Below are 26,927 nucleotides of genomic sequence, written 5' to 3' on the forward strand. Positions count from 1 at the left end.
TGAAAAACTGTTTAAATGCAAAAAAAACCTATTAAAAATACTTTAAATATTGATAATCGTTTGTTTGTGAGAGCTGAGTATCTCAATCATAAATTTGTATCTGGAAATAAACTAAGAAAGCTAAAATACAATCTAGAGTTTGCAAAACACCAAAATATTGATACACTACTGACTTTTGGTGGTGCTTTTTCAAATCATATTTCAGCAACTGCAGCAGCAGGTAAAGAATTTGGGTTTAAAACTATAGGGATTATAAGAGGAGAGGAGCTTAAAACTAATTTTAAGGCTAACCCTACTTTGTCTTTTGCTTACGCTTGTGGCATGCAGTTTAAGTTTGTTACAAGACAGCAGTATAGAGAGAAGACCAATGAGGATTTCATAAAAAACTTAAAAGAAGAGTTTGGGGAGTTTTATCTTCTTCCTGAAGGAGGTACTAATGAACTTGCTGTAAAAGGTTGTGAAGAAATTTTGACTGAAGCAGACAGCGTTTTTGACTATGTCTGTTGTCCTGTTGGAACAGGAGGTACTATTTCTGGGGTTATTAATTCTAGCAATTCACATCAAAAGATTCTAGGATTTCCTGCGTTAAAAGGTGATTTTTTACAAGAAGAAATTGCTAAATTTGCAACACAAAATAATTGGGAGTTAATAACCGATTACCATTTTGGAGGTTACGCAAAGACTAATGATGATTTAATAAAATTCATCAATAACTTTAAGAGTAAACATAATGTACCTTTAGATCCTATTTATACAGGTAAAATGGTGTTTGGTATTTACGATTTAATTGAAAAAGGCTATTTTCCTAAAGGTTCCAAAATATTAGCAATTCATACTGGAGGTTTACAAGGAATTGAAGGAATGAACCAAAAGTTAAAGCAACAAAATAGGCCTTTAATCGTTTAAGAATTTATGAGAAAACTACTTGCTGTACTATTATTATGTTCCATTGCTTTAAGCTGTGGTTCAAAAAAGAAAATTGTTACAAAAAAGAAGCGAAATACTACAAGAACAGAACAAGTTTCAAGACCAACGGAAAAAGAGCCTGCTGTAGTTAATCCGTCTGAAAATGAAGACATTTCTCCAAAAACTTATGCTAGTCCTACTGATGCATATATTGCAACTTATAGTGGAATAGCAATGGAGGAGATGCGAAAATATAAAATACCAGCAAGTATTACTTTAGCTCAGGGAATACTGGAGTCAGCATCAGGAAAAGGACGTTTGGCAGTTGAAGCAAATAATCATTTTGGTATTAAATGTCACGGATGGACAGGTGCTAAAATTTACCATGATGACGATGCTTCCCAGGAATGTTTTAGAAAATACAATCATGCAAATTCTTCGTTTGAAGATCATTCTACATTTTTAACTTCTAGAAGTCGTTATTCAAAATTATTTCAGTTAAAGATTGATGATTACAAAGGTTGGGCTAAAGGGTTAAGAGCTGCTGGATATGCAACCGATAGAAAATACCCTGAAAAACTGATAAGTTTAATTGAGCGCTATCAGCTTTATCGTTATGACGAAGAAGTGCTTGGTAGGCCTTCAAATAAATATGATGATGTTGTTGAAGAAGGACATCTTACACATCAAGTTGTAAAAGGAGATACGCTTTATTCGCTTTCTAGAAAATACAATACAACTGTTGAAACTCTTAAGCGGTTGAATAATATGAGTAATAATGACCTTGCGATAGGTCAGGTGCTTATTATAAAATCTGAATAATTTATGTTATATAAAAGAAGTAGTGCTTTATTTAAAGAAGCTCAAGACGTAATTCCTGGAGGAGTAAACTCACCTGTTAGAGCATTTAAAGCTGTTGGAGGAACTCCAATTTTTGCAAAATCAGCAAAAGGCGCTTATGTTTTTGATGAAGATGACAATCAATATATAGATTACATTAATTCTTGGGGACCGATGATTTTAGGTCATGCACATAAACCAGTTGTAGATGCTGTGGTTGAAAAAGCGAAACTAGGAACGTCGTTTGGTATGCCTACTGAGATTGAAACTAAAATTGCTGAATTGGCAATTAGTATGGTCCCAAATATTGATAAAATTAGATTTGTAAACTCAGGTACCGAAGCTTGTATGAGTGCGGTAAGACTTGCAAGAGGGTTTACAGGAAAAGAAAAAATAATAAAGTTTGCAGGATGCTATCATGGACATAGCGATGCGTTTTTAATACAGGCAGGAAGTGGAGCAGTAACTTTTGGTAGTCCTAATAGTCCTGGAGTAACTGAAGGCACAGCAAAAGATACCTTGTTGGCTAGGTATAATGATATTGATAATGTTGAAGCGCTTATAAAAGCAAATGCAGATGAAATAGCGTGTATTATATTAGAGCCTGTTGCAGGGAATATGGGTTGTATTCCACCAAAAGATAACTTCTTACAGAAACTAAGAACATTATGTGATGCTCATAATATTCTATTGATTTTTGATGAAGTTATGACAGGTTTTAGACTTGCTAAAGGTGGTGCTCAAGAGTTGTTTAATGTGGATGCAGATATTGTTTGCTTTGGAAAAGTTATTGGAGGCGGATTACCAGTGGGCGCTTTTGCTGCGCGTAATGAGATTATGAATCACCTTGCACCTTTAGGAGCTGTTTATCAAGCAGGAACATTGAGTGGAAATCCACTAGCTATGGCTGCTGGTTTAGCAATGTTAACCGAAATTAATTTAGATGATGAGCTGTTTACACGTTTAGCTGAAAAAACAGAATACCTTCATAAAGGTATGACAAAAATACTCCAAGAGCATAACATAGATCATGTAATCAATAGAGTGGGTTCAATGATTTCGGTTCATTTTTGTGAAGATGAGGTTTATGATTTTGAAACTTCGGCTAAAGGAAATAACGCTAGTTTTAAAGCCTTTTTTCATGGTATGTTAAACGAAGGTGTTTATATTGCCCCAAGTGCTTTTGAAACTTGGTTTTTATGCGATGCTTTATCGTATGAAGATTTAGATAAAACTATTCAGGCTGTTAGTAGAGTAGCTAAAACATTATAAAATAAAAAAAGCGGTTTAAAAACCGCTTTTTTTTATTCTTCGTCTTCTACGTTGTAGAGTTCTTTGTATCTCGTGTATTGTTCTTCGTTTAGTATTTTTTTCATTTTTTGAGCCAATACTAAGTCAATCTTTTGCTTAAGCTCTTTATTGTTTTCCATGTCAGAGCTTATTCTTTGATATACTTTTTCGTACTCTTGAAATGCTTGATACACTTCTTCTTGTTGAATGTTATCAAATTTGAGGGTTTTTTTCAGTTCCTTTGCTTTTTCAGAAGCTGCTTGATTTATTTGAAGTTTGTTTTGTGCACTTAGTTGAGGTGCTCCAAGTAACATTGCAAAAGCAAATAAGCAAAGCGTAATTATTTTTTTCATTATAGATAAGATTAAAGTATTTAAAAAAATAGATTGACTAAATTAATGATTTTTGTGATATAATCACAAACAAAAAGCACCGAGTTTTATCTCGATGCTTCAATTAACAAAAAAACTATACTCAACCAATCAAAAATGTTAATCTCTATTGTGTTCTTTTTTCATCATTTTACGCTTTCCTCTTTTGTCTTTATGCTTAGCTTTTGACTCCTCCCATTTCTCAAACTGTTCAGCGTTTAAAATGTTTTTTACTTTTTGTTTTACTTCTATTTGATGATCTAATCTGTCGTTCATTCGTTTTACCATTTCATCTTTAGAAGGCTTTTCGGCATCATCACTATCTTTTAGTTTTTGACGTTCTTCCATTTGTGCTTTTCTAAGTTGTGCTTCTTCTAGATGAATAGCTTGCATTTGCTCTTGCTGTTTTTCGGTTAAATCCAACTCAAGTGTCATGCGTTTAGTTTGTAATGTTGCAAATTCTTCAGGAGTCAAATCCTTCATCATTTCCATTCGTTCTTTTCTTTCTCCTTTTTTAAAATCTTTTTTTCTTTCCTGTGCATTGGCTTGAAAAGCTACTAGTGCCAACGCAATGATTATTGCTTTTTTCATCGTGTCTATTTTTAAAGTTATTTGTTCTTTTGACTTCTGTTGTTTTAAAAGGTTTAATATTGAGATGAAATTTAACTACTAATTAACAGTTTGAGCCTTAGCGATTAAGTTAAGTGTTGTGGTGTATAGTGGCTGGTTTTCCATCTTGCTTTTTAACCAAGAATAGAAGCTCATAACAAAGATGTCTTCCTGCTTTGCATCTAGCCAAACAAATGAGTTTTCTACTTTGTTTTTAAACGTTGTTGTGGTGACTTGCTCTGGGTTTTTATAGTAATACTCCACAAGATTTAAGTATGTGATTACACGTTCTTGGTTGATGTTTTTTAGGTAATTACGATACGTTCTTTTAAAACTTAATAAACGCGATTCTACTAGGTCGATATTTTTGAGTTCAATATGTAAAATAATTTCAATTAAATTCTTTTTAATAACCCATTCCTTTCCTGCTTTTTGCATATACCAATTGTCAGTATGGTAGAATTTTGAAAAGATATTTAAAGCGTTTTTTAACTCATTTTTTTGAATGTAAAACATCACTAAACTTAAATAGATGTCTAATAAAGATTCTATATCAGGATGTTTTGGTACTCTAAAACCTTCTAGTAATGCTATGGCTTTGTCTTGTTGGTTGGTGTAATTATAGTTTAAAGCAGTAAGCAAATTGTATTTCAGTTTAAAATTATTGTAGTGTTTCTTTTTATGCTGTAACATTTGTTCATGCATCAGGTTTAAATACTCTAATGAGCTATTAAATTTTTTGTTTCTGAACAGTGTGTTGGCTATTAAATAAAGTACTTCAATATGATAAAACGGTTGTTTGTTTTTGGTTTTGTGCGATTTAATGCTTTGGTAAGTATTGATGATAAACGGTTCAATTTTTAGATAGTCGTTAGTGACAAAAGCTGAAATACTTACAATGGTCATGAGCTGATATAACGATTTAAACGACATAGATTCTGAAACGCTTATGTTGTGTTCGTTTAGCGTTGAATTTAATAAGGTTTGAAAATCGACAATCTCACCTTTGTAGGTCATGTTGTGTAGTGTTTGTCTAATTTTTGCATACACAATATTGAGTTCTTCTTCTAAAAAGTGATTTTTCTGGTTGATTTTAAACTTGGTTATGAGTGTATTGATATCTACCGTAGGGTTGGTGTAAGCATACTGTATTTTGGTATGGTAAATTTCATTAAGAATAGGGAATAGATAATGCTCTTGCGCTAATAGTTCGGCTTTGTCTAATAGTTTGTAAGCAACTTTAGGGTTGTTGTGTAGTAGGAATGTTCTAGAAGCTAAAATGTATTTTATAATTTGCATATCTACAGAGTTTTCTTCTTCTAGATTTGCATTTGCAATAAAATCGATTAAAGATTGAAACAAACGCTTGCGCAACGCATGATAGGCATCTGCTTTGTTGCTCTTATAAAGTTTTGTGCAGATGTCTTTAGATGTTAAATCGTCTTTAGTTAATAGCTTAAATAACTGAATGTTTTTAGTGTCGTTGCGTTTGTTCTTTTTTTCTAAATACAATACAAAACGTTGTTGGTCTTCGCTTGAAAATGTAGAAATAATAGATTTTAAGTCAGTCATTTAATCGTCAGTAAATAATTATTTATAATACTAAATATAGTAATTTTTAACTGTAAATTATAAAATATATCGTCAGTAATATTTTAAAAACGTGTTTTGATATTTTGTGATGTGTCGCAGATTTGCTGTGTAATCAACAAAACAAAATATTATGAAATCATTCTTAAAAGTAAGCGTATTTGTAATCGTATTCGGTACAATTACAATCTTTTCAAAATCTATTTCAAAAGAAGTTGTAACCCAATACAATAACTGTGTCACCTTTATGGCAAATAATACTGTTGCGAGTATTAACCAATAATGGCTGTAATGAAACTCAAAAATTTAAATACAGCTTTTATTGTTACTACAGGAATTTCGGTAGTGGTGTTTATTTATTTGGTGTTTTTAGGATACGACGAAATAAAAACCTTAAAAGATGTTATTAAAATTATAGCATCAATACTATTTCCAATTCCAATGTTGTTTTTTGTGCGTTTTATTTTAATAGAACATTTTTTACCACAAAACACAGACGAATACAAAGCAAAAAACCAAAAACCAGCAACAGTGTTGCTTATTGCTACAATTATTATAGGTGTACTGTTTATGCAGTTTGTAGAATTAATATCAAGTCAAAAACTTGAAGATAATTTAATTTTTGCGCACTTAATAAACTCTACAACCATTAGTAGCTATGTGCTTAATTACATTCTGTATAACAACTTAAGAGCTAACGGTATTTTAAGTGGTGTGTTGTTATCATTAGCGATACACATATTCTTTTTATCAGCTTAAATCAAAACAAAGTTTAATCATCAAAATTTAATATTATGAATCCAATTATGAATACTCCAAAACCAACAAGTAACTCAGGAAAAAGAGAACTACTATTCACATTTCAATCTATAATTGTTACAGGTCTCTTAGCGTTTACCGCAATTGCGTTTTTCTTTTACAACGATTTGTCTATAGTAAAAGGCATCAAAGTTGTTTTTGCACCATTTTTATCAGTAGTGCCATTGCTTTTTATACTCTCAATATTAAGAGATTTACGCAAAGGATTTATTGAAGGTAATTATAGCAAACAGGAAATAATAAAGTTTTGCATCATTACAGTAGCAATTACTGCGGCTTTTACTGGTATTACATTTTTACTGTCTAAAATAGGTGCTTTAGAAATTTTATTGGCAGCTATTATAGCGATACTAAGTACAGTATTCTTTTTAAAAACCAAGATTAAGGACATTTTAGGAATGAGCATCGTAACAGGAATTGCCGAAGGTATCATTGTATATATGATTTTTTTGTTTTGATGATTGGTTAGTTAACCTCAAACCTCGTAGCTAAATTTTCGGTTGCGAGGTTTTAAAAAAGTTCAATAATGAAAGATTTCTCAAAAGTCATTTTACTTATTTTAAGCGGTTTCATTACTTTTATTTTGATTCCTATCATTCCAATGGCAGATGGTGGAGGTTCATTAATTATAGTATTGACAATTCCGTTTTTAATAGCTTTAGGAATAATTTTAAGTATAGTCTATTACTTTATTTATATAAAGAAAAATAAATCAAATAGAAATCATGTTTTTATATTATTGATGGTTTTTATGATTTTCCTGACTCTTTTGCTTTTTCCTTTTCAATAAAAATTAACTTAGTATTTATAACTATAATAAGATGAATTCAAAACTCATAAAAGAATTACCACAATTGGTGAAAGATCAAGTCATTTCAGAAGACGTGGCTCGTAATATTGAGGTCTATTACCAATCGAAACAAGACGATAAACCAAATAAACTATTTACAGTATTTGGTGTGTTGGGATCCATTTTGGTTGGCTTAGGTATTATTCTCATTTTAGCACATAACTGGGACAATTTTACTAGAGCCACAAAAACCATTTTTGCATTTTTACCTTTGGTAATAGGTCAGTTGTTTGTAGGCTATTCCATTTTAAAAAATAAGAGTGCCACTTGGAAAGAAGCCTCAGGAACATTTTTGTTTTTTGCAGTAGGTTCTAGCATAGCTTTGGTAAGTCAAATTTATAATATACCAGGTGATTTAAGTTCTTTTTTACTCACTTGGATTGTGCTATGCTTACCACTAATTTATTTGCTCAAATCCAATGCGTTGGCAATGCTTCACATAGTATTTGCAACATATTATGCATGCAACTATGGTTACGGTTATTTTACAATGCAACAAACACCTTGGTTGTATTTAGGGTTAATGGTTTTGGTGTTGCCACATTACTGGCAACTATTAAAAAACCACCCAAAAGCCAACGTTACTTCAATATTTAACTGGATATTACCCTTAAGCTGCATTATCACTTTAGGTGCTTTTGTAAACAATCAAGGCGATTATGGGTATTTAATGTATGTTATCTTGTTTGGTTTGTTTTATAACATTGGTAAGATTCCGTTTTTTGATCATCAAAAATTAAGACGTAATGGATACTTGATTTTTGGTTCTGTAGGAACAGTAATTTTATTGTTATGGACAAGCTTTAACTGGATTTGGGAATTCAACGAAAACAATTCAACGTTTGCCTCTCAAGAGTTTTTTATTGCTTTGTTTTTGTTTGTAGTGACAGCAATAGTTTTAGGGTATTCGTATTCAAAAAAATGGATTAAAGGTTTCAATTTGTTTCACGTCGTGTTTGTTGTCTTCACAGTTTTGTTTTTTATAGGAACAAGCAACAGTATTATACCAACAATTGCCATTAACTGTATCATTTTTGCTTTAGGATTAATAACCGTAAAAATAGGAACAGATAAATTTCACTTCGGAATTTTAAACTACGGCTTGCTCATTATAACAGCCTTGGTTGTCTGTCGCTTTTTTGACACAGATATGAGCTATGTTATAAGAGGTTTGCTTTTTGTGAGTGTTGGTGCTGGATTTTTTATAACCAATTATGTGATGCTCAAAAAGCAAAAGTCTAAACTTAATTCTAAACATTAAATCATGAAAACAATACATATATTCATCGTATTTATTTTGGTTGCTGCTGCGCAATTGATACTGCCAGCTCAAATGATTTTTAACCAAGAAGATATTTTAAAAACAGGAACAGCTTTTAAATTTAAAACCCAACCTGTAGATCCTTCAAACCCATTTAAAGGTAAGTATATTTACCTTAATTTTGAAGCTAATACTATAAAAACTACTGATTCTACTTGGTTAAGGCATGAGCCGGTTTTCGTAGCTATTGTTGAGGATAGTTTAGGGTTTGCTATGGTTGATAAAGTAACTAGAACTAAACCTAGTAAGGGGAACTTTATAAGCGCAAAAGTGAGTTATTATAGCAGTTATGATAAAACACTTCGTTTAGACTATCCGTTTAACGAGTTTTATATGAACGAAAACAAAGCCTATGACGCTGAAATTGCTCATGCCAATGCACAAAATGATTCAATACCCAATAACACTTACGCTTTAGTGTTTGTAAAAGAAGGCGAAACAGTGTTGGATAATGTGTTTATTGATGAGATTCCTATTGCTGATTATGTTGAATAGTATATTTGAAATGACTAACTTTGAAACAATCAAAATTAACTCATTAAATTTTATGAAGAATATACTCGCAATGCTTTCACTTATGGTGATTGTATCGTCTTGTAAAGAAGACAAAAAAGAAGTAGTAAGTGAAGAACCAACGCAAACCGAAATGCAAAAAAACTTAGGTAAATACGTAAGCGTTAAACTAACTTCAGATGTAAATAAGCTTTCCGAAAAAGAACAACAAATGTTGCCTTTGCTTATTAAAGCTGCTGAAAAAATGAACGACTTATTTTGGTATGAAGCCTATGGAGACAAAACAGAGTTGTTGAATTCAATTGAAGACGAAGACACTAAAACCTTTGTGAAAATCAATTATGGTCCTTGGGATAGATTAGATGGTAATAAACCATTTGTTGAAGGTGTAGGAGAGAAGCCTTTAGGTGCAAATTTCTATCCAAAGGATATGACCAAAAAAGAATTTGAAGCTGCTGATATTGAAGATAAATCAAGTATCTACAATTTTGTGCGTAGAGACGAAAATGGAAAACTATATTCAATTCCTTATCACAAGCAATTTGAAAATGAAGTTAAGGAGGTTTCTGAGTTATTAAAAGAAGCAGCTAAACTAGCAGAAGATGAAGGTTTAAAAACATACTTAGAGCTAAGAGCACAAGCGTTATTAGATGATAACTATCAACCAAGTGATTTAGCTTGGATGGATATGAAAACCAATACGCTTGATATTGTTATTGGTCCAATTGAAACTTATGAAGACCAAATGTTTGGTAATAAAGCAGCACACGAAGGTTATGTGTTAATTAAAGACCAAGAGTGGAGTGCTAAATTAGCGCGTTTTGCTAGCTTTTTACCAGAACTTCAAAAAGGAATTCCTGTAGCTGATGCCTACAAACAAGAAACTCCAGGAACAGATAGTGATTTGAATGCTTACGATGTAGTGTATTATGCTGGAGATTGTAACTCTGGTAGTAAAACAATTGCTATTAACTTACCTAACGATGAGGAAGTACAGTTGCAAAAAGGAACTAGACGTCTTCAGCTTAAAAATGCTATGCGTGCTAAGTTTGATAAAATTTTAGTGCCAATTTCAGATGTGTTAATAGATGAAAGTCAAAGACAACACATCACTTTTGATGCCTTTTTTGCTAATACAATGTTTCATGAGGTGGCACATGGTCTTGGTATAAAAAATACTATAAACGGTAAAGGAACAGTTAGAACGTCGTTAAAAGAGCTTGCAAGTGCTTTAGAAGAAGGAAAAGCAGACGTGTTAGGACTTTATATGGTACAACAGTTACATGAAAAAGGTGAAATTGATGGCGATATGAAAGACTACATGACTACGTTTATGGCTAGTATTTTCCGTTCTGTTCGTTTTGGAGCATCATCTGCACATGGAAAAGCAAACATGATTCGTTTTAATTTCTTTAAAGACAAAGGTGCGTTTACGAGAAATGCTGACGGAACTTATAAAATTGACTATGCAAATATGATTGTTGCAATGAAAGATTTATCTAGTCTTATTTTAACACTTCAAGGAAATGGCGACTATGATGGTGTAGCAAAACTTGTTGCTGAAAAAGGTAAAATCTCAGAGGAATTACAATCAGATTTAGATCGTTTAAGTTCTGCTAATATTCCTGTAGATGTTATTTACGAACAAGGAACAGATGTATTAGGGTTGTAATTTAAACTCATTAACATAAAAGAAAGCTTTAGGGAAACCTAGAGCTTTTTTTGTTTCAATACTTAAGTTTTATTTATTGGTATGATGCAACTAATAAAGCGTGGTCAGATGAATTTTGAAAGTAGTGTTTGTTTAGCTTTATAGGGTTGAATTTTTTTGAAATCCAAATTTGATCTAACTCCAATAAAGGAATACCAAAAGGCCATGTAGCTGTAAAACCGTTGCTTTTTGAGTGGAAACTAGTAAAGTTGTTTTTAAGCTGTTCAAAATGAATGCTTTCATAAGGCGTATTGAAATCACCTAGAATAAAATCAAATGAGTGTGTTTCGTTGTAAAGTGCTATTTGTTCAAACGCTTCTGTTTTGTCTTTTAACGGACTTGCATAAAGATCAGTCATTAAAATAGAAAGTTCTTTGTTTTTAACTAAAGCTTTAATAAAGTTGAATCTGTAGTTATCACTTTTAGAAAGGTAATTGGTTTCAATGATTGAACCTTTAATTCCTATGAGCATGTTTCCTTCCAAAACTTTAAATTCAAACTCAGAATGTAATTTGTTAAGAGTGTTTAAGTCCTCGTTTGAAACATCTACAGCTTCAACAAATGATAGAATATTTGGGTTATGTTTGTGGATGATATTAGAAATTATTTCAATAGGAAAATGTTCTTTTTTAGCTACATTCCAAAATACTAAGGATGTTGTGTTTTTAACGCTTGCTTTATTGTTGAAGTAGTAGTTGTTGAAAAAATAGAAAGTTAATAGAGTTAATAAAGCTGAAAGAAGCAGAGCTAGTTTTCTTTTTCTATAAAAAATAAAGCATAAAATAATCCCTGAAAAGATAATGGTTATAAGAGGTGTGCTGTAAAATACAGTGCTGATTAAAGGGAAATTGTCTTTTAAAACAAAATGAATTAAAAGCAGTATAACAAAGACTATTATAAGGAAGTTACGATACTTTTTGATAAGCTTCATCATTACTATTTAACTGTTGATTTATGCTATTATTGTATAAAAAAAGCTCCAGATAATTCTGGAGCTTTTTCAGTTATTAATTACTAATGTAAATTATCCATTCGGATTTAAAATTGCATCAATACGCTCTAAGGCATCAGCAATATGAATTCTACTCATTTCATCAGCACCACGAGCCGAACGTAATTGGCTACGAAGTGATTTTAACTCAGCTCTTACAACTGCTCTAATATCTGATTGACTTGTGTTAACAGCAGTAGACTTTTGGTACCCTCCAAAATCAGGAGCTTTTCTTTGACTATCAGCAGTCATTAAATAGCCTAGTCTATCAATATGAGCACGTTGTAAATTACGTCTGTAAGTATCTATTTTTCTACCTGTACGTAATTCACTCCAAATACCTGAACGCATATCTTTCATCATGTCTGTTAACGAATATGCATTGTTACCATTGTATGTTTCAGCTTCGGTTAAACGTTGCATTTTACCTAAGCTCATAATGTTGTTTAATGTTCTTACCTGTATTCCTCTAACACGATCAACAGAACCTGAATACTCAATACGATCAAAAATGTTTTTGTCAATTAACCAGTCTGGAGTGTCAAATAATTGTTCTTGTATAAACTTCATTGCACGTTTTTGGTGGTCTTTAGGTACTGCAGTGTAAACAACACCATCTTGTTCAGCAGTTTTGTAATGCTCATATACACCACCAATATTGTTAGATACGTGTCCCATGTAGCGGTTAAACTGAGACACTACATGACCGTACATTTCTTGTAAGTCATCATAACCTTCACCAGCTTCAGTTGTCCATGTGATTAAGTTTGGTACAATACGCTTTAAGTTTTTAATACCATATTCACTTGCTAACATAGCGTCGTCACCTAAATCTTCTGTTTGAGAGCTTGGGTCGTGAATATCACCTACTTGTTGGTGTCCAAATCTGTACATTGGGTCACCAGCATGCTTTGTAATCCAACTGTTTAAGATTGGTTTTTCTTCTTCAGCAGTTTTATCTAAAATAGGTCTGTAACCCCATTCAATAGCATATTTATCATAAACACCAATGTTTGGCATTAATGCAACACCTTCATCTCCTGGTTGCGCAACGTAGTTAAAACGAGCATAATCCATAATAGAAGGAGCTGTACCATACTTTTGAGTAAATTCAGCGTCTCTTAATTTTTCAACTGGGTAAGCAACACTACTTCCCATGTTGTGTGGTAATCCTAATGTATGACCAACCTCATGAGCAGATACGAAACGAATTAAACGTCCCATAACTTCATCTCTAAACTCTGGGCTTTGAGCGTCTGGGTTGATAGCTGCAGTTTGTACAAAGAACCAACCACGTAATAAAGACATAACGTTGTGGTACCAGTTAATATCACTTTCTAAAATTTCTCCTGTTCTTGGGTCACTTACGTGAGGTCCATTCGCATTTGGGATTGGAGATGCTAAATAACGTACTACAGAATATCTAACGTCTTCAGGACTCCATTCTGGGTCTTCCTCAACAGATGGAGGATCTTTTGCTATAATAGCTTCTTTAAAACCGGCTGCTTCAAAAGCTACTTGCCAATCTTCGATTCCTTGTTTAATATATTTTCTCCACTTTACAGGAGTTGCTCTATCGATGTAGTATACAATTTGTTTTTTAGGAACAACTAATTCTCCTCTTTTAAACTTTTCAATGTCTTCGTCTTTTACTTCTAGTCTCCAACGGTCTAAGTATTCAAGAGTTTTACTTCTTTGGTCACCAAGTCCGTAATCTGTTTGAGTGCTTGTAAACCATCCAACACGCTCGTCAAAATAACGACGCTTCATTGGGTTGTCTGGTAACAAAATCATTGAGTTGTTGATTTCTAATGAAATAGTTCCTGTGCTAGAGTTTGAAGGCGGATTTCCAGCTGCATACGTTTTTACGTGTCTAGCTTCAATGTTGTGAGGGTAACTTTTAATAGATTCAATAAAAGATTTGTCGCTTTCCATTCTAGAAACTTTATAACCGCTTCTTCTAAACTGTGGTAGTCCTAGAGCTTTTACATCTTTTTCAAATAAAGGAGACGCGTCAATTACTGTACTTGTAGAGTCTTTTCCAATAGCTTTTACAGGAAACGTAAATAATATAGGCTCAAAGTTTGAGTTTACTACAGCTTCATGCACTGGAAGTGAGTCAGCAGCAACAACATTGTAAGATACTACTCTTAAAATTACTTTGTTACCTTTCTTTTGCCAACGTAATACTTGTTCGTTTTGTTTTCCACCACCAAAACCTAGTCCACTAGCAGTTTTAGCTATTCTTGTTACCATTAACATTTCACGCTCAAACAGAGAATCTGGGATTTCATAAAAGAAACTTTCATCAACTTGATGAACTGTAAATAGACCAGCATCACTTTTAGCATCTTTTGTGATTACTTTACTGTAAGGTTGTGGGTCGTTTTTTCCTGGTTTTTTAGAAGGTGCTTTGGCTGAAGCACTTGCTGAGGTTTTTGATTTGCTTGCTTTTTTTGTTGTTGAACAAGAGAACGCTAGGAACGCTGTTGCAACAAAAAGCAATTTAATAGAAAATCGTTTCAAAATATGTTGGTTTTAAATTAAGATGCGTGAAAATACGGAATACTTGAAAATTTTTAGAGGTCTTTTAGAGTTTTTTAGTATTTTTTTAACGTTAAATTAGTGTTATATAAAAAAAGCAGCTATTGATTTATAGCTGCTTTTTTATTTGTGAAGTTTATTCTTATTCTAGGGTTTCTAGGTATGGTATAATTAAATCTAACGCTTCTTGATGAGGTGTTGTGACACCTATAAAAGGCATGCTGTAACCTTCAATTGAAGTTTGAATTCTTGCCATTATGCTATAACGTCTTTCGTAAATAAAAGTATCTTCAAAATCTGATTCGTAGTCTAAGTTTAATGCTTCATAATAACTTTCGTTATGGAAACCACCAGCTGAATGACAATGCGCGCAGTTTACATCAAAGTAAGCTCTAACACGCTTTTGAGTTGATAAAGAAGTGTCTTCCCAATTAGGTAATGTGCTTACTGTACTAGGGTCAGAAAGACCTGCAAGAAACATTCTGTCTTTTAATGCTTGAAGTTGGTTAACATCATCAACGCTAAAATTAAGTGTTCTTAATTTTGGTCCTATTGGAGTCATTGCTCCATAAGTTTGGTGACAAGTAAAGCAATCATCATAAGATGGTACTTTATAATTAACATTTTTAGTGTCTCCGTTATTGTCAATCCAACTTACAGGAAGTTCTAAACCATCGTTATCTAGATAAGCTTCTGTTTGTGCTTCATTCCAAACATAATTACCAGCTTCCCATTCGCCATTTAACTTTATAAGAATTCTAGTTTCAATAATGTTTCTTCCTAGCGACTCGTCTCTGTCGTCAACATTGTAATAAAAGGTTTTTGCAATAACAGTATTGTCAGGGAAAAGCGGTAAGCCATCTCCATTGTATATCATTTCTTCACCAAGCGGTAAAGCTATTAGCCTTTGTTTATGAGCGTAATCAGTGTAAAGTGCTGAATGTAATTCGTACTCAAAAGTATAAGTGCTAGGTTGTAAATTGGATAAATTTCCACTAAAAAGATTTAATTCAGAAAGTGTAGGTTTAAGCTCAGGAATCACAGGATTAGGTAGCGTAGTAAAGCTTTTTACACTAGATAAAATACTCTCGTTACTGATGTCGCAAATGGTTTTTACGTAGTAATCATAAGTTGTATTAGCTGATAAGCCTGTAAATAAGTAGGAGTTATCATAAATTGTAAATGATTGTCCTGTGCCTAATTGAAATCCACTAACACCAAATTCAATTTTATAAACAGCATCTACATTGTCGTCTTCCCAATGCGCTATAGCTGATTGATATGTAATATTGGTTTCGGTTAAGTTGTAGGGAGTTATACACTCAGGAACTGTAATTTGGTCATCGTCATTATTACACGAAAAAAATAATGACATAAGCATTAAAGCTAGACTAAGTTTTTTCATTGTTTGGGTTAAAAATTGATTAATAGCTGAACGAATGTAATAAAAAAAGTTGTTAATGAGTGGTTTAAATCGGTGTTGTGCTAGTTTTTTTCCTCAAAAAGAGCTGTTAAAATGTTTTCTTTTAGTTTATATATAAAAAAAGAACCGCTAATAAACGGTTCTTTTTAATAAATTATAGTGTTAGTTTTTTAAGCTAATTCAACCAATAGGCTGTCATCAGTTTTATTAACTTTAGCTAACTTTTTGCCAGTTAATCCTTTAATGGTTTTGTCCCATTTTTTGTTGCTAAGTGCAGACTGAGTTTTTAACTCATTAAGGTCAATTGGAGAGTTAGACTTTAGAATATTGAATACTAGTTTTTCTTCCTCAGTCATTTCTACCTGTTTTTTTTCAGGTTTCATTTGAGGGAAGAATAATACTTCTTGAATACTTTGATTGTTGGTTAAAAACATGATTAAACGATCCATACCAATTCCCATTCCTGAAGTTGGTGGCATACCATATTCTAACGCACGTAAAAAGTCGTAATCTATAAACTCAGTAGCTTCGTCATCTCCTTTTTGAGCTAGCTTTAATTGATGCTCAAAACGTTCTTTTTGGTCAATTGGGTCGTTTAACTCAGAGTAAGCATTTGCAATTTCTTTACCGCAAACCATAAGTTCAAAACGCTCAGTTAACTCAGGGTTTTCTCTATGTTCTTTACATAATGGGCTCATCTCTTTTGGATAGTCTGTAATGAAGGTTGGTTGTATGTAGTTGCCTTCACACTTTTCACCAAAAATTTCATCAATCAACTTACCTTTACCCATGGTGTCATCAACTTCAATTCCCATGTCTTTTGCAGCAGTTCGAATCTCGTCTTCAGTCTTATTATAAATATCAAAACCTGTAAATTCTAAGATAGAATCGCGCATTGTAATACGCTTGTAAGGTGCTTTAAAGCTTATGTTATGCTCTCCAAAGGTAGCTTCAGGAGTTCCGTTTACTGCAACAGCACAATGCTCTAGTAATTGCTCACAGAAATCCATCATCCAGTTGTAGTCTTTGTAAGACACATAAATCTCCATAGCTGTAAACTCAGGATTATGAGTACGATCCATACCTTCGTTACGGAAGTTTTTAGAAAACTCATATACACCTTCAAAACCACCAACAATTAAACGCTTTAAGTATAACTCGTTAGCAATACGCATGTATAGCGGAATGTCTAAACTATTATGATGTGTTACAAAAGGTCTTGCAGCTGCACCACCAGGAATAGGTTGTAAAATAGGAGTTTCAACCTCAAAATAACCAGCGTTATTAAAAAACTGACGCATAGCGTTAAACAATTTTGTACGCTTAACGAATACTTCTTTTACATGAGGATTTACCACTAAATCAGCATAACGTTGTCTGTAACGTTGTTCAGGATCGGTAAATGCGTCATGAACTTTACCGTCAGCATCTACACGTGGTTGTGGTAATGGTTTAAGCGCTTTACTAAGTAAGGTAAAGTCGTTTACCATTACAGTTTTTTCGCCTACTTTGGTTTTAAAAAGTGTGCCTTCAACACCAATAAAGTCTCCTATATCTAGAAGCTTTTTGTAAACGTCGTTATATTTTGATTTGTCGTCACCAGAGCAAATTTCATCTCTGTTAAAATAAACTTGGATGCGACCTTCGCTATCTTGTAATTCAGCAAAACTAGCACTTCCTTGTATACGACGAGACATTAAGCGACCAGCAATAATTACTTTTTTACCTTCTTCAAAATCAGATTTTATTTGTTTTGAGGTATGGTTTACTGGATATAAATCTGCTGGATATGGGTTGATTTCCAAATCGCGAAGTTTGTTGAGTTTCTCTCTTCTTACTAATTCTTGTTCTGAAAGCTGCATGCTATTTGATTTTGAAATGCAAAATTACATTTTTTAACACAACTAGCACGCAACTTTTTAGGTTGATTTAACATTTTGACTCTAAAAAGTGTCAAACGGTTTTTAATAATTATCCTTCAGTATCACTCTTTAGAACTTCACCTTTAATTTTAAGGACTTTAGTAGGTTGATTTGCGTTAGACATTACTGTAATTGTTTTTTTGAATACTCCTAGTCTGTTAGTAGCGTATTTTACCGTAATTTCACTTGTTTCACCAGGTAAAATAGGAGTTCTTGAATACTCAGGAACTGTGCAACCACAAGAGGTTTTTACATTTGAAATTACTATTGGAGCTTCACCTGTATTGGTAAACTTAAACGTGCGTTCTCCATCAGCATGTTGTGCAATTGTTCCGTAGTCGATTTCTTCTGTTTCAAAAGTAAGTTGACCAGCTTTTGCTGTCTCTTGTGCAAAACCGAATCCTGAGATAAGTAAGCAAACAACTAATGATAATTTTAAAATTAAACTGTTGTTCTTGTTTTGTAATGTTGAATAATTCATAATGTTTGTTTTTGATTAATACTTTCGCAAACATCAACATTACAATTAAAAAAAGAACATTTTTAGGGTTTGAAATGAGTACTAGTACCTGGTTTGAATTTCATTAACTATTTGTTAAATAGCGATTTAGCTTCGTCTCTAGATTGTACGTTTAGCTTTCGGTAAATGTTGTTTATATGTGTTTTTACTGTACTTAAACTCACAAAAAGGCTTTCAGCAATCTCTTTATTAGTGTTATCGTTAAGCAATAAGTCTAATATTTTTTGCTCTTGATTGGTAAGTTGTTCTTTAGTTGTTTTATTGAATTGACTTTTACTGGCTTTCAGTTTTAACCAAAACCATAAGTTCCCAAGGATAGAAATCGCTAATAAAAGATAGAGCAAATAGGTCCAATTAAAGTTAGAATTTTCGCTGGTGTTGGATAGTATGTATTCATCTGAAGTTAACTCGCTCCTATATTGTTTGGTATAAGGCGAGTTTGGATAACGCGCTTCTAAACGAGTCAATAAATCGTCGTAGTAGTTGTTGTTTTTTAAATCTTCAAGATAGTAACTATGTACACTATTACTTCTTTCTGAGAGGAATGCATAAATGTAAAGCTCAGCAATTGGCTCGTTAAGTTGTTTGCCATAATCCTGTAGTGTTTTAAACCACTTTTTGTTGTTCAGTTTACGGTTGGCTTCACTTCTAAATTCACCAAAAGCAAAACGCATGTCTTCTTTAAGCGAGTCAATTTTTATAAACGCATTAGCTTGTTCGTTGTCAGATTTTACATCGCAAAACATTTGTTTATTAAAAGAAAACGGAAAATTAATGGTGTCGTTGTGTTTAGCGATAAATACAATTTCTTTGCTATCATCGCAATGTCCGCTAAAATGGTTGGCGTCTTGCTCGTTTTCAATGCAATTGTCAACATGAATTCTGTAAATGCGATGTTCGTTTTCTAGCTGATTTCCTGTAAACTGAAAATAACCTAAAGAATCTGCTGTAACCTTAGCTATAATTTGTTCAGGATATACACCTGAAATTTTTCTGTAGTCTTCAATAACAGATAAGTACACATTTTCGTGCCAATGAGCTTTATCAATTTGACCAGAAAATAAATGCTGCGCTTTACCATAAAACGACATCAAAACGAAGGCTACAAAAAGTGCTTTAAACCTCATGTCACGAATCTACTATAAAAAAATTAAACCTTATTGCGCTTAAGGGCAAATTTGTCAATTCGAGTGAATTTTGCAATAATAAATTGTAAAATTTGTATCGAGAATTAGAATTTGTACTAATAAATAGTTCTCGATACAATTTTTATAAACTAAAAATTACTCGAACTGACACTTCTTTATATTTTATTAAAATTAAGAATGAAGGATAACTGATTTGTAACAAATGCTGAAATAGCACGTCAAATAAGTACATCAATCATTAAAACTAATCATCAATGAGTATTTGGAGAGTAATTTTATCCATAATCTGTCCACCTTTGGCAGTTTTAGACAAAGGTTGTGGCTCAATAATTATCGTGTTTTTATTATGGCTTTGTGGTTGGGTTCCTGGAGTTATAGCAGCTTTAGTTATCTTAAATAATCCTGATCGATAAGCCTTTTTTCTAAAGCAGAATAAACCGTATCTTTGTACCACTAATCATAATCTAAATTCAATACAATGAATAGAATTTTCCTACTAGTGGTATCTCTGGCAATGGTTTGCCTTACAAGTTGTCAATTTTCTGAAAACATTTACATTAATGAAGACGGAAGCGGTAAAATGGAGTTTTCCATGGATGCTTCAGAGTTAATGCAAATGGCTGGTGAAAAAATGAAAGAAGATGGTACTGAACGAATGGATTCTACCATTGTGTTTAAAGACTTTTTAGACGAAAAAAGAGATAGTATTTCTAAGCTTCCGCAAGAAGACCAAGATAAGCTTAAGGCTCTAGAGAACTTTAAAATGCACATGCTTATGGATACTGAAACTAGCGTTATGAAGTTTGATTTACTAACCGATTTTAAAGATGCTGGTGAGCTGCAAGATATGTTTCAAGCTATGAACAGTGTTGGCAATATGCAAGGTGAAGGTGGAATGAAACCTGCCGATGCTTCAAATCCGTTTTCTAGCTTAGGAAGCAATAGTGCTACAGATATTAAATATACTTTCAATAAAGGTGTTTTTAAGCGTTCTGCTAAAATTATTGATACAGAACTACACCAACAAGCTATGGATAGTTTAAGCTCAATGGAAATGATGTTTGCAACTTCAAACTATACATTGAATTATCATTTCCCTAAACCTATAAAATCAGTATCAAACGAAGCAGCCTTGTTTAGTGAAGACCGTAAAAGTTTTACTCTAGAAGTTAACTTTATGGAGTCGTTAAAAAACCCTGCACTTTTAGATGTTGAAGTAATTTTAGAAGACTAATTTTTTGAACAAAACAATAGACATACAAGACTTAGGTTTAAAAGACTACAAAGACACTTGGGATTACCAAGAAGAGCTTTTTAAAAGCATTTTAGACCTAAAGATTCGCAATAGAAGAGAAGCTACTAACGAGCCTACAAGCAATTATTTTTTGTTTGTAGAGCATCCTCATGTGTACACCTTAGGGAAAAGTGGTGATATGTCTAACCTTCTTTTAAACGAGGAGCAGCTAAAAGACAAAGGAGCTACGTTTTATAAAATAAACAGAGGAGGAGATATTACCTATCATGGACCAGGTCAAATTGTTGGCTATCCTATTTTGGATTTAGATAACTTTTTTACCGATATTCATAAATACCTGAGGTTACTAGAAGAAATGATTATTCTTACGCTTGCCGAATACGGTTTAAAAGCAGAGCGTAGTCCTGGTGAAACAGGTGTTTGGTTGGGTGTAGGTACGCCATTTGCAAGAAAAATTTGCGCAATGGGAGTAAGAGCGAGTCGTTGGGTAACTATGCATGGTTTTGCACTTAACGTCAATGCCGATTTAGGCTATTTTGATAACATTATACCATGTGGTATAAGAGGAAAGGCTGTAACGTCGCTTAATGTAGAGTTGGGCGTAGAGCGTATAAGTATGCCTCAAGTAAAGGAAAAATTATTAAAACATTTTTCAACTCTATTTGAGGCAGAACTAAATACGGTTACAGTTTAATATGCGGCTTGCTTAAGCTCGCCTGAAGCTATAGCTTTATCATAATCGGCAGAAACTGAGTTTAAGTAGTTAAAAAACTTCTTTCCGCTTTTTAATTTCAAAGTGATTTTTACAGTGTTGTCTTTGTTTTTAGTTACAGATTCCACTACTGCCAATTCACCAACTACATTTTTGTAAGACGCTACACTACCTCTTTTTACTAAAGTGTTTAAACGTGGAAAATCTACATGTAAGTAGTTTTCGCCACTAGCCTTACCAATACGTAAAACGTCTCCTTCTTTAACAGTGTCTTGAGCTTGAATACTAAACGAAAAAAGTGCTAAAACTAAAATAAGAATTGATTTCATAATGTAAAGTATTGAATTAGTGTTATTTATTGATTTCTTAAAATATGCAAATTGAAATACGAATATACTAAAAAACGCTATTGTTTTTTGTTAATATAACACTAATATTTTCAGGGAAATAGTGGTTTTTAGGGTTGAAATAGAAGTTAAAAAGGGTACTTGTTTATTTTTAATGAAGAAGACAATAAAAAGGTGTTTTTAGAAGTGTAGGCGAGTAGAAGCAATGAATTATACACGTTGTTGTGAGCAGTATTTTATTGAGCAATAATTTCAAAATCTACTCGTCTATTTTCTTTATTTCCACTTTCCATTTTTGGCCCAAAAGGTCTGTCGTACTTTGCATCGAGTATTTCTATCCGATTTTTTTCAATTCCATTTTTTATAAATATAGCTTTTATAAATTCAGCACGTTCGAGTGATAAATTCGGCTTGTTTTCAATCTCAACAGAATCTGAATTTCCAATTATTCGGACTTTTATTTTTTCGTGTTTTATCATTGAACCTATAATATGATAAGTTTCTTTTAATTCAGATTTCGAGTTACAGTTTTGTTCAAAAAACACTGGATTTTCAAAACTAAAATCTATCATAATTCCTTTCTTTTCCATTTCCTCTTTTTCTTTCCACACAAGATTCCGTAATTCAGAAATTGAGTCAGCAGTTTTAATAAGAGTTTCGGTTGGTATTTTTTCTATTGATTTTAATTCCGCACAATTGTATTTTGTTCCTCTGCAAGAAGCGAGGAATAGAAGTGAAATTATCAAGTACAATGCGTTTCTCATATTACTTACAACTTCATAAAGATATGGATTGTTTTAATAAACTACATCGACTGTTAGACGAAGTTAATTGAAAATTTTTATAAAGTCAAGCTTAGCCTTCTTCGTTAAAAAACACTTTGTAATAGTGCATTTTTTTAGCTTCATCATAGCCTCTTTCTAAATATTCGGCAGAAGCATCAGGAGCATCAACATCTAGTTTTATTTGTATGTTGGTGTCTAGCTTTATTTCGGTTTTTATTTTTTGTTTTTGCTTTTTAAGTACGACCTCAGAGACATCAAACTGGTTTCTCAGCAATAGGTTATGGTCGCTTTCATAGGTTTTCTTGTAGTCTTCAAAAAGCTGTATTCTATCTTCGTCATCAAAGACGTCTTCTTTAAAGGTTTCAACGTTTATAATTTCGTTTTCCTTAAAAAAATCAACCGTTTTAGCTAAAAAGTTACTTTGCTCTTGACCTCCGAACTGTGGTTGCATTACATCTTTAGAGAACTCTCGGCACATTTCGATATAGTTTTTAGTGTGCTGGTTAGAGTCGTCAGGATATTTAACGTTTAAAAAGCTTTTAATCCAGTATTGTGTGTCGTAGTTGTTGTTGTCCACACTTAGCACAATTTTACCTTCGGTATCAGCGGTATTAAGTATTATGCAGCCTTTATCAACTTTTTTGGTGGCAATGCCTTTTTGTACAATAATATCGTAGCTATTGTTTTCTAAATAGGTTTGAAAAAAATGCGCTTTGTTTTCAATTTTAAAAATACCAACAGCGTCACACACATAGTCTTCATACTGTATATCATGAAGCATGCACACAATAACATCTCCTGTTTTTATTTGCGCAGAATTACTTTGCTCAAACAAATGTGTAACAATGTGTTTTGACACTTCAATAAAGTTGCTATCATCGTTAAGTAATTGAGACGAGTAGGTGTTGATTTCGTTAAGCTCAATATTAGAATGATGATTGAACCTGTAGGTTTCGGCTATGCTAGTAAAAGGTCTTAAAAGATAAGGTACAATAAGGTCGTAGCTAACTTCGTCAAAATCTATAAGTTGCTCAGAAAACGCGTTTTTTGTGCTGTTGAACTTATTACCGACTTTATGTAAGATGCATTTTGAAATAGATGCTTTGTTGCGCTTTATCATAGTATTTTTTTAAGGATACAATAGTACTAAAATTAGAGTTATTTTAAACAAAAAGCGCCAAAGTTTCCTTTGGCGCAATGAAGACTCAGGGACTTGAGATTTGGTTGCTATAATCTCATAACAAACCATCACCTACATGAGGATTGTCCGCTGTATAGTTAATAAAAGGTGTTTGAAAAAATTGTATTGTAATTGATTGATTAATAGCGTTTTTAAAAGTACAAAATTGATTTTTATATACAAAGAAAATGACGCTAATTAATTGATTTGATACAAAATAATGCTGTTGGTGTCGCCTTTGGTTACCACTTCAAGATTTCGGTCTTTATCAATATTATCCAATACAATAGCTGAATTACCATAAATAGGGAAATTGGCTATGGACTTTGCTTGACTGTCAAACAAGTAAATTTTCTTGGATTGAAGATCGGTAGTGGTGACATAAATCTTATCGTAAATGTAGAAAATTTGTGGTTCAGTGTATTCGCCATAATCTAGCTCAACCGTTTTAGATTTTATGTCTAGTTTATTTTCAGACAAAGTAACTAAGGTCTTACTGGTTGTGGTAAGCTTATGGTTTTCCTTTAAGTTAAGATTAGCACTACTAAATTTACCGTTTTGGTCAATTTGTATTAAAACACCATTGTTTGTTGTAGTGGTAAACTTGTTGTTGTATAGGTAAATATTGTTGTTTGAAAAATCGATATCAGTACTTGCTTTAACTCTTGTTTTTCCTGTTCTGTCTAGGATTTCGAGTTTTTTACCTTGTGAAAACACAATATAATCTTTGTTTCCAATTCTAAAATGTTGCGGTTGTGTATTGATAGTGCTTGGTGCTTTTTTATACGTAAAGCCTTTAACTATTTTTCCGTCTTTATCATACATTAAAAGCGATTTGCCTTGTGTAACCAGCAAACGGTAGTTTTTCTTTTTATCATAGTCAAATACTGAAAGCGGTTGCGTTATTTGGTCATTAAACTTCAACGGAAAACCAGAAACGTCTTTACCATTTCTATCTAAAACATAAACTCTGTTTGAAGTAGCAAATACCAGTTGAAGTCTACCGTTTTTATAGCTATCAATTTGCTCAATAGTACCAAGTATTTTTCCTTCAAGCTGCTTTTTCCAATAAATTTTACCATCGTTAGAAATGAGGTAAAGATTGTTTTTTACATCTTGTACAACAATGTCTTTTTGATTGTTGGTATGGTTGGTAACTAGTTGCGGATTGGTAAGTAAATCATCTTCTAAAGTAATCGTGGTTTCTTCAGAAATACTATTGGAAATACGCTTTGCTTTGTGCTTTTTAATAATAGCGTTTACATGCGCAAAATCGGTGTCATAAATATATTGAATTGCAGACGATTGATAACCTGATAAGTCAAGGGTTTTTTCTTCTGAAAAATTGGTGTTTAAAACAGTGTTAAGTCTTGAAGCATTTCCGTAAATTAAAATAGAAGCTTCGTCACTTAAATTTTGCATAATACGACTGTAATGATCTTGTTCAAAAAGCGTAGTGTTATTTTGATAATTTGAAATGATTTCTTTTAAAAAATCAATGTCATTTGAAAATACAAAAAAGTCCTCAATTTTCACAAAATTTGAAGCCGAAGAATTGGTGATTAAAGGCGAGAAATAATTGCTGATTAATTCAGGTGATTTAAACTCGTAAACATCAATGTCTCTATAGGTTTCAATAGGGTTGGATGTGTCTAAATTAGAAGCAGTTGTTGTTGGGTCTAATGAGTTGAAAAACACTGCTGTTTTATTGTTAGAATATAGTGTGCCAACCTCTATAATATTGTCAAAAATTTCGGTTTCAATTTCAGTAGAATCTTTAGGGTAGAACTTATCTAAATTTTCTTTAAAAATTTTAATGTCATTAAACGTGTAACTTACAAATGCATCAGTATCTTTTGGACTAATTTTACTAATCAAATTTTCTTGCGGAAATGTACCTTTAAAACTGTTTATTAAGCTTTGTGATGAGTCGGTTGCTTTTGTAATTCCGTTGCTAAAAATATCGTCTTGCAACACATCAACATCCAGCATTAAATAATTGCTAAACTGTAAATTGTTTAAAGAATCAGAAACAAAAGCTTTTGGGAAGTAGTTTTGACCTTTAGATTTTGAAATTATTGAAAAGGTTTTAGAGTTGTCGGTTGTTGAGTAAATTTTTCTAAACTCGTCATCAACAGTATTGTTGTTCTCAATAGAGGACTCTAAAATCTTAAGCCTGTTGGATGCAATAAAAATACTATCAACAATTGCGCTGTAAATAATCTTATTGTTAATAGTAGACTTAGTTATAGATTTAGTTTTTGAAGAAACCGTTTCTGAAATTATATTCGGAATAGAGTCGGTTTTAAAAATATCTTTATGAAATCTGCTAATAACAGAAAATTCTAAACTATCGTTAGCATCTTTATTAAGGCAAATTAAAACATCGCTGTTTGGATTGAAATAATCCAGCGGTTTGAAGTTTTGCTCTAAATTTTTGAATTCAGAATAACTTGAGAGCTTATCAATTAACGTATTGCTTTTTAGTCCGCTTTTTAAACCTTCAATGTTTTTTGATTTTATAACAAGAGTAGCATTGCTTGGAATAAGATCAACAAGTTTCTTTGCTTTATTACTGTTGTTGTCACAACTTGAAAATAATACAGCAAACATAAAAAATGCAAATAGGTGTTTCATTAAGAGGGTTTTTGCAAATATAAAAAGTTATAAGTCTAATTTTAATTGTTCGGGTAATAATCTAAACGAAGTTCTATGATGTTTTGTTATACCATAATTTTCAATGGCTTTTCTGTGTTCTTTCGTAGGATAGCCCTTGTTTTGAGCCCAATTGTATTCAGGGAAATCTTCATGTATTTGCTCCATGTACAAGTCCCGTTCGGTTTTAGCGATTATGGATGCAGCAGCAATGCTAAGGTATTTACTATCTCCTTTTATAATTGTTTCGTGCGGAATACTATTATAAGGTTTAAACTTGTTACCATCAACAATTATAAATTCTGGTTCAATGCTTAGGCCTTCAATAGATTTGTGCATTGCTAAAATAGACGCATTTAATATATTGATTTTATCAATCTCATCTTGCCAAACATGAGTATAGCATAAAGCAAGAGCTTCTTGTTCTATAATAGACTTAAGTTTAAAACGATTTTTGTGAGATAGCTGTTTAGAATCGTTAAGTAATGAGTTTTTAAATGATTTAGGAAGTATGACAGCAGCAGCTGTAACAGGGCCAGCTAGACAGCCTCTGCCTGCTTCGTCAGTTCCACATTCAAGAGTATGTTTTGAAAAGGTGTGTATAAGACTCAAAAGTAAATTTTTG

General features: G+C 32.5%; 27 protein-coding genes. 13 read left to right on the forward strand and 14 right to left on the reverse strand.

Annotated elements, in window-relative coordinates:
- Window positions 1–15 precede the first annotated feature (15 nt).
- From DMZ43_RS14090 to hemL, 3 genes are read left to right on the forward strand one after another with little or no spacing between them, the layout of a single operon-like run.
- Window positions 16–906 carry a 1-aminocyclopropane-1-carboxylate deaminase/D-cysteine desulfhydrase gene (locus DMZ43_RS14090; RefSeq protein ID WP_131508970.1) on the forward strand — a complete coding sequence of 297 codons (891 nt, stop codon included), beginning with the start codon at window positions 16–18 and terminating at the stop codon, window positions 904–906.
- Window positions 907–912: 6 nt separating this feature from the next.
- Window positions 913–1,728, forward strand: a complete 816-nt coding sequence (locus DMZ43_RS14095; protein ID WP_131508971.1) for a glucosaminidase domain-containing protein — start codon at window positions 913–915, stop codon at window positions 1,726–1,728.
- Between the two features lie 3 nt (window positions 1,729–1,731).
- Entirely contained in the window at window positions 1,732–3,018 is a 1,287-nt protein-coding gene (gene hemL, locus DMZ43_RS14100; RefSeq protein WP_131508972.1) for a glutamate-1-semialdehyde 2,1-aminomutase, read from the forward strand.
- A 32-nt stretch (window positions 3,019–3,050) separates the two neighbouring features.
- Here the strand turns inward: hemL and DMZ43_RS14105 are convergent, their stop codons facing one another.
- The 3 genes from DMZ43_RS14105 to DMZ43_RS14115 all read right to left on the reverse strand — a co-directional run bounded on the left by DMZ43_RS14105 (window position 3,051) and on the right by DMZ43_RS14115 (window position 5,588).
- Window positions 3,051–3,389: a hypothetical protein gene (locus DMZ43_RS14105; protein WP_131508973.1), complete on the reverse strand. Its 339-nt coding sequence runs from the start codon at window positions 3,387–3,389 to the stop codon at window positions 3,051–3,053.
- Between the two features lie 138 nt (window positions 3,390–3,527).
- On the reverse strand, window positions 3,528–3,998 hold the full coding sequence (locus tag DMZ43_RS14110) for a hypothetical protein (RefSeq protein ID WP_131508974.1): 471 nt from the start codon (window positions 3,996–3,998) through the stop codon (window positions 3,528–3,530).
- A 78-nt stretch (window positions 3,999–4,076) separates the two neighbouring features.
- Complete coding sequence (locus DMZ43_RS14115) at window positions 4,077–5,588, reverse strand: hypothetical protein (RefSeq protein ID WP_131508975.1); 1,512 nt, start codon at window positions 5,586–5,588, stop codon at window positions 4,077–4,079.
- Window positions 5,589–5,739: 151 nt separating this feature from the next.
- On the opposite strand from DMZ43_RS14115, the gene DMZ43_RS14875 reads away from it, so the two are divergent.
- The 7 genes from DMZ43_RS14875 to DMZ43_RS14145 all read left to right on the forward strand — a co-directional run bounded on the left by DMZ43_RS14875 (window position 5,740) and on the right by DMZ43_RS14145 (window position 10,781).
- The gene (locus DMZ43_RS14875) at window positions 5,740–5,889 is read left to right on the forward strand and encodes a hypothetical protein (RefSeq protein ID WP_161566759.1); all 150 of its coding nucleotides are present in this window, start codon (window positions 5,740–5,742) and stop codon (window positions 5,887–5,889) included.
- An 8-nt stretch (window positions 5,890–5,897) separates the two neighbouring features.
- Window positions 5,898–6,365 (forward strand): hypothetical protein, encoded by a 468-nt coding sequence (locus DMZ43_RS14120; RefSeq protein WP_131508976.1) that lies wholly within the window; start codon window positions 5,898–5,900, stop codon window positions 6,363–6,365.
- A 35-nt stretch (window positions 6,366–6,400) separates the two neighbouring features.
- A complete protein-coding gene (locus tag DMZ43_RS14125) occupies window positions 6,401–6,883 on the forward strand; it encodes a hypothetical protein (protein ID WP_131508977.1) in 483 nt (160 codons plus the stop codon).
- 68 nt (window positions 6,884–6,951) lie between these two features.
- A complete protein-coding gene (locus DMZ43_RS14130) occupies window positions 6,952–7,215 on the forward strand; it encodes a hypothetical protein (RefSeq protein ID WP_131508978.1) in 264 nt (87 codons plus the stop codon).
- A gap of 31 nt (window positions 7,216–7,246) precedes the next feature.
- A complete protein-coding gene (locus DMZ43_RS14135) occupies window positions 7,247–8,536 on the forward strand; it encodes a DUF2157 domain-containing protein (protein ID WP_131508979.1) in 1,290 nt (429 codons plus the stop codon).
- A 3-nt stretch (window positions 8,537–8,539) separates the two neighbouring features.
- A complete protein-coding gene (locus DMZ43_RS14140; RefSeq protein ID WP_131508980.1) occupies window positions 8,540–9,091 on the forward strand; it encodes a GDYXXLXY domain-containing protein in 552 nt (183 codons plus the stop codon).
- A gap of 52 nt (window positions 9,092–9,143) precedes the next feature.
- Window positions 9,144–10,781 (forward strand): Zn-dependent hydrolase, encoded by a 1,638-nt coding sequence (locus DMZ43_RS14145; protein ID WP_131508981.1) that lies wholly within the window; start codon window positions 9,144–9,146, stop codon window positions 10,779–10,781.
- 73 nt (window positions 10,782–10,854) lie between these two features.
- On the opposite strand, the gene DMZ43_RS14150 is transcribed toward DMZ43_RS14145, so the two are convergent.
- The 6 genes from DMZ43_RS14150 to DMZ43_RS14175 form a co-directional block, all read right to left on the reverse strand.
- On the reverse strand, window positions 10,855–11,754 hold the full coding sequence (locus tag DMZ43_RS14150; protein WP_131508982.1) for an endonuclease/exonuclease/phosphatase family protein: 900 nt from the start codon (window positions 11,752–11,754) through the stop codon (window positions 10,855–10,857).
- 90 nt (window positions 11,755–11,844) lie between these two features.
- The gene (locus DMZ43_RS14155) at window positions 11,845–14,340 is read right to left on the reverse strand and encodes a zinc-dependent metalloprotease (protein ID WP_131508983.1); all 2,496 of its coding nucleotides are present in this window, start codon (window positions 14,338–14,340) and stop codon (window positions 11,845–11,847) included.
- Window positions 14,341–14,497: 157 nt separating this feature from the next.
- Window positions 14,498–15,760 carry a hypothetical protein gene (locus tag DMZ43_RS14160; RefSeq protein WP_238155829.1) on the reverse strand — a complete coding sequence of 421 codons (1,263 nt, stop codon included), beginning with the start codon at window positions 15,758–15,760 and terminating at the stop codon, window positions 14,498–14,500.
- Between the two features lie 188 nt (window positions 15,761–15,948).
- Window positions 15,949–17,640 carry a lysine--tRNA ligase gene (lysS, locus tag DMZ43_RS14165; protein ID WP_131508984.1) on the reverse strand — a complete coding sequence of 564 codons (1,692 nt, stop codon included), beginning with the start codon at window positions 17,638–17,640 and terminating at the stop codon, window positions 15,949–15,951.
- Between the two features lie 109 nt (window positions 17,641–17,749).
- Window positions 17,750–18,181 carry a DUF1573 domain-containing protein gene (locus DMZ43_RS14170; RefSeq protein WP_131508985.1) on the reverse strand — a complete coding sequence of 144 codons (432 nt, stop codon included), beginning with the start codon at window positions 18,179–18,181 and terminating at the stop codon, window positions 17,750–17,752.
- Between the two features lie 107 nt (window positions 18,182–18,288).
- On the reverse strand, window positions 18,289–19,347 hold the full coding sequence (locus tag DMZ43_RS14175) for a helix-turn-helix transcriptional regulator (RefSeq protein ID WP_131508986.1): 1,059 nt from the start codon (window positions 19,345–19,347) through the stop codon (window positions 18,289–18,291).
- A 275-nt stretch (window positions 19,348–19,622) separates the two neighbouring features.
- Here DMZ43_RS14175 and DMZ43_RS14180 point away from each other — a divergent pair, with 275 nt between their 5' ends.
- The 3 genes from DMZ43_RS14180 to lipB all read left to right on the forward strand — a co-directional run bounded on the left by DMZ43_RS14180 (window position 19,623) and on the right by lipB (window position 21,317).
- Entirely contained in the window at window positions 19,623–19,781 is a 159-nt protein-coding gene (locus DMZ43_RS14180; protein ID WP_129761015.1) for a YqaE/Pmp3 family membrane protein, read from the forward strand.
- Window positions 19,782–19,846: 65 nt separating this feature from the next.
- A complete protein-coding gene (locus DMZ43_RS14185; protein ID WP_131508987.1) occupies window positions 19,847–20,602 on the forward strand; it encodes a hypothetical protein in 756 nt (251 codons plus the stop codon).
- Window positions 20,603–20,606: 4 nt separating this feature from the next.
- Window positions 20,607–21,317, forward strand: coding sequence for a lipoyl(octanoyl) transferase LipB (gene lipB / locus DMZ43_RS14190; protein ID WP_131508988.1), 711 nt, complete (start codon window positions 20,607–20,609; stop codon window positions 21,315–21,317).
- On the opposite strand, the gene DMZ43_RS14195 is transcribed toward lipB, so the two are convergent.
- From DMZ43_RS14195 to DMZ43_RS14215, 5 genes are all read right to left on the reverse strand, one after another.
- On the reverse strand, window positions 21,314–21,664 hold the full coding sequence (locus DMZ43_RS14195; protein WP_131508989.1) for a hypothetical protein: 351 nt from the start codon (window positions 21,662–21,664) through the stop codon (window positions 21,314–21,316). The genes lipB and DMZ43_RS14195 overlap by 4 nt on opposite strands.
- Before the next feature lie 254 nt (window positions 21,665–21,918).
- Window positions 21,919–22,446, reverse strand: a complete 528-nt coding sequence (locus DMZ43_RS14200) for an OmpA family protein (protein ID WP_131508990.1) — start codon at window positions 22,444–22,446, stop codon at window positions 21,919–21,921.
- Window positions 22,447–22,537: 91 nt separating this feature from the next.
- Window positions 22,538–23,587: a nucleoid-associated protein gene (locus tag DMZ43_RS14205; protein WP_131508991.1), complete on the reverse strand. Its 1,050-nt coding sequence runs from the start codon at window positions 23,585–23,587 to the stop codon at window positions 22,538–22,540.
- A gap of 258 nt (window positions 23,588–23,845) precedes the next feature.
- A complete protein-coding gene (locus DMZ43_RS14210; protein WP_131508992.1) occupies window positions 23,846–26,284 on the reverse strand; it encodes a DUF3352 domain-containing protein in 2,439 nt (812 codons plus the stop codon).
- 27 nt (window positions 26,285–26,311) lie between these two features.
- On the reverse strand, window positions 26,312–26,914 hold the full coding sequence (locus DMZ43_RS14215; protein ID WP_187347870.1) for a ribonuclease HII: 603 nt from the start codon (window positions 26,912–26,914) through the stop codon (window positions 26,312–26,314).
- Window positions 26,915–26,927: the final 13 nt, after the last annotated feature.

The organism is Meridianimaribacter sp. CL38, from assembly GCF_004328055.1.
Taxonomy (GTDB): Bacteria; Bacteroidota; Bacteroidia; order Flavobacteriales; family Flavobacteriaceae; genus Gaetbulibacter_B; species Gaetbulibacter_B jejuensis.